Annotated in this window: 4 protein-coding genes and 1 pseudogene; 2 read left to right on the plus strand and 3 right to left on the minus strand. The window is 74.9% G+C overall.

The genetic code is table 11. The features are described from left to right. Positions 1-241 precede the first annotated feature (241 nt). The gene (locus PYV61_RS19035; protein WP_275834554.1) at positions 242-862 is read left to right on the plus strand and encodes a hypothetical protein; all 621 of its coding nucleotides are present in this window, start codon (positions 242-244) and stop codon (positions 860-862) included. A 22-nt stretch (positions 863-884) separates the two neighbouring features. Here PYV61_RS19035 and PYV61_RS19040 read toward each other — a convergent pair whose 3' ends face one another. The 3 genes from PYV61_RS19040 to PYV61_RS19050 all read right to left on the minus strand — a co-directional run bounded on the left by PYV61_RS19040 (position 885) and on the right by PYV61_RS19050 (position 5,455). Beyond that, positions 885-2,009, minus strand: a complete 1,125-nt coding sequence (locus tag PYV61_RS19040) for an alpha/beta hydrolase (protein ID WP_275834556.1) — start codon at positions 2,007-2,009, stop codon at positions 885-887. Between the two features lie 5 nt (positions 2,010-2,014). Next, positions 2,015-4,819, minus strand: coding sequence for a TonB-dependent receptor (locus tag PYV61_RS19045; RefSeq protein WP_275834558.1), 2,805 nt, complete (start codon positions 4,817-4,819; stop codon positions 2,015-2,017). A 105-nt stretch (positions 4,820-4,924) separates the two neighbouring features. Then, the gene (locus PYV61_RS19050; protein ID WP_275834560.1) at positions 4,925-5,455 is read right to left on the minus strand and encodes a YIP1 family protein; all 531 of its coding nucleotides are present in this window, start codon (positions 5,453-5,455) and stop codon (positions 4,925-4,927) included. Between the two features lie 94 nt (positions 5,456-5,549). Here PYV61_RS19050 and PYV61_RS19055 point away from each other — a divergent pair. After that, positions 5,550-6,462 (plus strand): annotated as a pseudogene (locus PYV61_RS19055) (hypothetical protein); the annotation flags it as partial.

Below are 6,462 nucleotides of genomic sequence, written 5' to 3' on the forward strand. Positions count from 1 at the left end.
CGCGTCGGGCGCGCGGTCGCGCGCCAGCCACGCGCCGACCGTCAGCGCGGCCAGCACGAGCCGCAGCCACGAGGCGCGGCGCATCGCGCCCCGGCGGCGCGCCGCCTCGGCCTCGGCGTCGGGGACGACGGACGTGTAGAACGCGTTCAACGGAATTCCGTCATCGGTGACCTACGGCGCGTCGGCGCATCGCGGGTATGGTACCGCGACGGACGCCGAACCCACACCACCCGACCCCACGATGCCCGCACGCCGCCTGTCGCTGCTCGCCGCGCTCTCCTGCTGCGCCGCCCCGCTGCTGGCGCAGGACTCGATCCCCCCCGCCATCGACCGCGGCAGCCTGCTGGTGTCGGGCGGCGCCTCCTTCCAGCGCCAGCGCACGCGCATCGAGGTCGACGGCGTCCAGGGGTCGTCGACCAGCACGACGACGTCGCTCTCGCTCGCGCCCGCGGTGCTCTTCTTCGTGCGCCCCGGGCTCGCCCTCGGCGGCGACGTGCAGCTCGGCTACTCCGACTTCGGCGGCGGCAGCGCGACCTCGTTCGCCGTGGGCCCGGCGGCGCGCTACTACTTCGGCCGCGGCGCCGCGCGCACGCTGCCGTACCTCGGCGCCAGCGCGCGCGTCGGCCGCTTCACGATCGAGCAGGACGAGGGGCCCGCCACCGGCGAGCGCGAGGGCTCGCTCTGGGGCGTCGAGGCGACCGCCGGGCTGACCTGGCTCGTGTCGCGCCAGGTGGGCGTCTTCGGCGAGGCGCACCTCGGCCGCACCGTGCAGTCGGTGGACCAGGGCGCGAACGACACCGACAACACCGCGACCGGCTTCGGGCTGCGCTTCGGCGTCTCGGCGTTCCTGCCGCGCCGCTGACGCGCGGTCGGCGCGCCCGCGCTCAGCGCAGCTCGCCCCCCGCGGGACGCCGCCCCTCGCGCGCCCAGGCGAGCAGCTGGTCGAGGGCGCGGCCGGTGCGGGCGGGGGAGACGTTGCAGTGGCCGTCGGCCTCCACCCACGCCTGCACGAACCGGTCGCGCGCGCCGGCGCGCGCCGCGGCCAGCCGGTACTCGTTCGGCGAGCGGGCCGGCACCAGCTCGTCGTACGTCGTGTGTACCGCGAGCGTCGGGACGCGCAGCGCGCCGGTGGGCGACGCGCGGGCGAGCAGCCACGCCGTCGCCGCCGGGTCGCCCGGGTAGCGGCGGACGGCGCGGTTCATCGCCGCGTCGTCCCCCCAGCCGGCGTACACCACGTCCGCGTTCCCGAACGGCAGCCCGCCCGACGCCGCGCGCAGGTCGGCGACGAGCTGCCGCGCGAACGCCAGCACCCACGGGACGTCGCGCTCACGCAGCTCCATCTGCGCGGCCACCCGCGCCGTCGCCCCCGGGACGCGCGCCAGCGCCGCGGCGACGGCGCTGTCGGCGAGCCCCGCCGGCACCGGCCCGAGCAGCCCCGCCGCCCCGTCGCGCAGCACGCCGGGGGCGAGCACGTCGGCCGCCGCGAGCACCTCGACCATCCGCGCCAGCAGCGGGGCCGGCGTCAGCACGCCGCACACCGGCAGCCCGGCCGTGTAGGCGTCCGGGTGCCGCTCGAGGGTGAGGACGGCGATCAGCCCGCCCATCGAGTGCCCCAGCATCACCGTCTCGCGCGGGCGGCCGTGGCGCGCGACGAAGTGCCGCCGCAGCGCCTCGGTGTCCTCCACCCCCTCCGCGACCGCCCACCCCTGGCGGCGGTACTGCGACTCGGCGATCGCGAACCCGCGCGCGAGGACGGTGTCGCGCAGCGCCTGCTCCGCGCGGTCGTCCCAGCGCGCGGGCGGCGCGTCGAGGAAGCGGTACCCGTGCGCGTACATCACCAGCCCGCCGTTCCAGCGGGCCGGGAGCTGCACGCGGTAGCGCGCGCCGCCGATGCTCCCGGTGTCGACGCGCCCCGCCCCCGCGCCCGCCACGGGGGCGGACGCGGGGGCGGGGGCGCGGCCCGCGCACCCCGCGAGCGTGAGCAGGGCCGCGAGCCGGAGGGCGCGCACGCGCGTCAGAAGTCGGCGCGGAGCCCGACCTGCGCCTGGCGCGCCGCGAAGGCGCTGTTCGGCTGCAGGTAGTTCGTGATCGGACGCCCGGCCGCGTCGAGCTGGCGCGCGTTGAACGTCGCGATGTTGTCGGAGTTGAACACGTTGAACACCTCGACCGACGCGCTGACCTTGCGGCTCCCCGAGGTGAAGATGGGGCGCGACAGCCGCAGGTCGACCGTGCGGTACCAGTTCTTCCACTCGTTCGCCGGGCGCACGGTGCGGTCGCCGTTCGGGAAGTCGTCGAAGAAGACGTTGTTCGCGTTCAGGTCGCGCCCGTCCGTCACCGCCACCGGGCGCGGGCTGGCGACCGTGCCGATGGCCGAGAAGGTGAAGCCGAACGGGATCGGCGTGACCGTGCTCAGCACCGCGCGGTGCCGCTCGTCGCCCGACGTCGCCTGCATGTCGTAGCTGGAGCGGAAGGGGAAGATCTGCGCGATGTTGCCGTCGAAGTCCGCCTCGTAGAAGCCGAGCGTGTAGGCGAGGTTGACGCGCGTGCGCTGGCGCTGGTAGGTCGCCTGCGAGATCAGCCCGCGGAAGCGCGCCTTCCCGAAGTCGTCCCACAGCGTGATGTCGCCGTAGCGCGGCGTGAGCGCGCGGGCGCGGGTCGTCGTGTTGAAGTAGTTCGGGTTCAGGCGGACGTAGAGGTCCGACATCCGCTGGTCGATGTAGTCGAGGTTCACCCCGAACTGGCTGGTGAACTGCTGCCCGATGCCGACCGACCACTGCGTGTTCTTCGGGGTCTCGATCTTGTCCTTCACGAGCACCAGCGCCGGCGTGGCCTGCACGCCGCCCGAGACGACGCGCTGCCGCAGCACCTCAGGGTCCGTCGTCCCCGGGTTCACGAAGCTGTAGGTGCGCCACGCCGCGTTGAGCCGCTCGCCGAAGCCGATCATGCTCGTCGCGCGGTCGTACACCACGCCGAAGCCGCCGCGCAGGAAGGTGCGGTTCTGCTTCGTCGGGTCCCACGAGAACGAGATGCGCGGGCTGATGTTGTTCAGGTCGTTCTTGCGGTTGCCGCGGTTGATCCAGCGGCCGTAGCCCGCGCCCTCGAGCGCCGACACCAGCTGCCCGTCCTGCGCCCACGGCACGGTGAAGTCGTTGTTGAGCGTGTTCAGCTCGACGTCGTAGCGCACGCCGACGTTGATCGCCAGATTCGGCACCGGGCGCCACTCGTCGTTCAGGTACGCGCCGACGATGGTGCCGCTCAGCGACGCCTTGGCGTCGGCCGTCGACGTCGGGTCGAAGAAGCCGACGCCGAGCGAGGCCGAGTTGGGGAGCGTGCTGGTGTCGGTGGGGAAGCTGAACGACCCGAAGCGGTTGGTCGGCAGGAACTGGCTGGCGCCGACGCGGCTCGCCTCGACGCCGGCCTTGAGCAGGTGCGTCCCGGCGGCGTCGAGGGTGTAGGTCGCGCGGTCGACGAAGCGGCCGTGCGTCTCGCGCAGCACGAGCGGGAAGCCGCCGGTGCCGACGGTGACGCTCGGGTAGACGCGGACCGGCCCCTCGACCAGCGGCCCCTCGTTGTGGTACCAGCTGACCAGCTGGAGGCTGGCCTCGTTCACGAAGTTGGCGGTCGGCTGCCACTTGTCGCGGAGCTGCGCGACGTTGACGAAGTACTTCTGCGTGATCCCGCCCTCGCGCGCGGTGGCGACGCCGAAGTTCCCCTCGCCGGTCAGGTAGCGCGTCGACCACATGCCGTCGACGGTGTGCGTCTCGCCGGGCGTCCACGTCAGGCGCAGCACGCCGGCGTGGTTGCGGTTGGGCGCCTCGAACGTGCCGCGGTAGCGGTCCCAGATCGCCGGGTTGGTCGCCGGGCGGCCGGGCGTCACGTCGATGAAGTTGTTGGTGCGCGTCAGCTCGTAGCTCGCGGCGAGGAACAGCTTGTCCTTCACCAGCGGGCCGCGGACGTTCACGCCCGCCTGCTGCCGCCCGAAGTTCGGCGGCGCGGTGCCGGCGTTGCGCTGGATGAACGTGCGCCCGACGGCGTCGGAGTTCTGGAAGAAGCCGAACGCCGACCCCTCCCACTTGGTGGCGCCGCGCCGCGTGACGGCGCTGATGACGTAGCTCCCCGCGCGCGAGTACTCGGCGTCGTACGGGTTGAGGAAGACGCGGAACTCCTCCAGCCCCTCCTGCGGCACCGGGGACCCCGTCTGCCCGAGGCCGACGATGTTCCCGTTGAACATCGACTTCATCTCGACGCCGTCGAGGTAGAGGTTGATGAAGCGCAGGTCGGGCGCCGCGCCGGCCGAGGGGAGCGTGCGCCCCTGCTGCGGCGCGTACGCCTTGATGCCCGGCGCCACCGACGCGAGGTTCATGATGCCGCGCGCGTTCAGCGGGAGGTTCTCGATCTCCTCGCGGAGGATCGGCGCCGACACCGACAGGCGCTGCACCTCGACCTGCTTGGCGCGCTCGGGGTTCGTCGCCGAGACGACGACGCTCGTCAGCTCGTTGACCCCGCGCTCGAGGTCGAAGGTGAGCTGCGCGCGCTGCCCGATGACGAGCTGCACGGCGTCGCCGGCCGGCTTGTAGCCGATCGCGCGCACGGTGACGCCGTAGCGTCCCGACGGGAGCCCGAGGATGCGGAAGGTGCCGGCGGCGCCGGTGACGGCGCGGCGGGTCTCCTGCGTCCCCTGGTGGACGGCGACGACCTGCGCGCCGGAGACGGGCGCCGCGTTCTCACCGCGGACGACGCCCTCGAGGGTGATGGTGGTCTGGGCGCGCGCGGCGGGCGCGACCGCGGCCAGGGCGACGGCGATGACGAGGGGACGCATGCGGGGGGGAGAAGGGGGCCACGACCCGGCGGCCGAACCCCGGCAGAGTGCGCCCGGGGAGCGGGCCCGGCAAGGGCGCCCGCCCCCTTTTCGCCCCCGATCCCCTCAGAACAGCGTCGAGCCGAACACCATCCCCAGGATCCAGGTCGCGAGGGCGTTGGCGACCCAGGCGACGACGGCCGTCATCAGCGCCTTCCCCGAGTCGACGTCGAGCGCCTGCCGGATCGCGACGAAGCCGGTGCCGAGCGTCCACAGGAAGACGGCCAGGATCACCAGCCAGCCGAGCCCCGGGACGATGGCCGCGACCAGCAGCACGCCCGGCGCCTGCGCGAAGCCGAGGGTGCGCAGCAGCTCCCCCCACGTGGCCATGCCGCCGAACAGCCGCGTCCCGACCAGGTAGGTCACCCCGGACCAGACCACCCAGCCGAGCAGCATCGCGACGACGCCGGCGAGGATGCCCGGGCCGCCGCGGAAGGCGTTGCCGATCCCGGAGGCGACGGCGGCGAGGGCGACGACGACCGCCGCCTGCCCGGTCGCGGAGGTGTCGTGCTCGACCTCCTCGTACGTGGCGACGTCGAACAGCGCGGCGCCGCGCATGCGGTCGACGAGGGAGCGGCGGCCGAGGGTGGCGTCCATGGGGCTCCTGGTGTGGGGGACGGGCGGGCGGGGCGGCGTGTGGCACATGCCGTGCGCGACGGGAACCGCTCCCACGCCGCCCGCCGCCGCGACGATGCCCCAACACCCAGCGCCCCGCAACCTCCGCGACCTCCTGCGCGCCGAGCCGCGCCTCGCTCCGGCCCGCGCCGCCCGGCTGCTGCGCGAGCAGGCCGCCGAGCTGGCGACGCGCGGCGCGCGCGGGGAGGCGCACGGCGCGCTGACCCCCGAGCGGGTGCTGCTCGACGCCGCGGGCCGCGCCACGCTCGCCCCGCCCCCCGCCGACGACGGCGGGCTCGCCCCCTGGCCGGCCTACCTCGCCCCCGAGCAGCTGGACGGGAAGGCGCCCGACCCGCGCAGCGACGTCTACGCGGTGGGGCTGCTGGGGTGGGAGATGCTCTCGGGGCACACGCCGTGGGCGGGGGAGAGCCTGTACCGCGTGGTGATGCTGCAGCGCGAGCAGGACCTCCCGCGCATCTCGACGCTGCGTCCGGGGCTCCCGCGCGAGCTGATCGCGGTGGTCGAGGGCGCGCTGCACAAGCACCCGGGCGACCGATGGCGCGACGCCGGCGAGCTGCTGCGCGAGCTGCAGGCCCTCGACACCCCCGCCCCCGCCGTCCCCGCTCCCGCCGCATCCGCTCCCGCCGTCTCCGCTCCCGCTGTCGTCGCTCCCGCCGTCTCGACTCCCGCCGTCTCGACTCCCGCCGTCCGCCGCCGCCCCCGCGCTCTCGCCCTCGCCGCGCTCACCGTCGCCGTGCTCGGCGCCGGCGTCGCCGGGCTCGTCGCGGTCCAGGGGCGCGATGAGCGCACGAGCACGCAGGCGTGGCTGGACTCGATCACCGGCGGCGCGACCGGCGAGGTGGTCGCCGAGAGCGCGCTGCTCGCCGAGGCGGCGCGCGCGCTGGACGCGGAGCGGCGCGAGGCGCGCGCGCGGCGGGTGCGCCAGTTCGCGCAGCCGCGGCGCGACTCGCTGGCGCGGCTGGCCGACA

Source organism: Roseisolibacter sp. H3M3-2 (genome assembly GCF_029211165.1).
Classification (GTDB): domain Bacteria; phylum Gemmatimonadota; class Gemmatimonadetes; order Gemmatimonadales; family Gemmatimonadaceae; genus Roseisolibacter.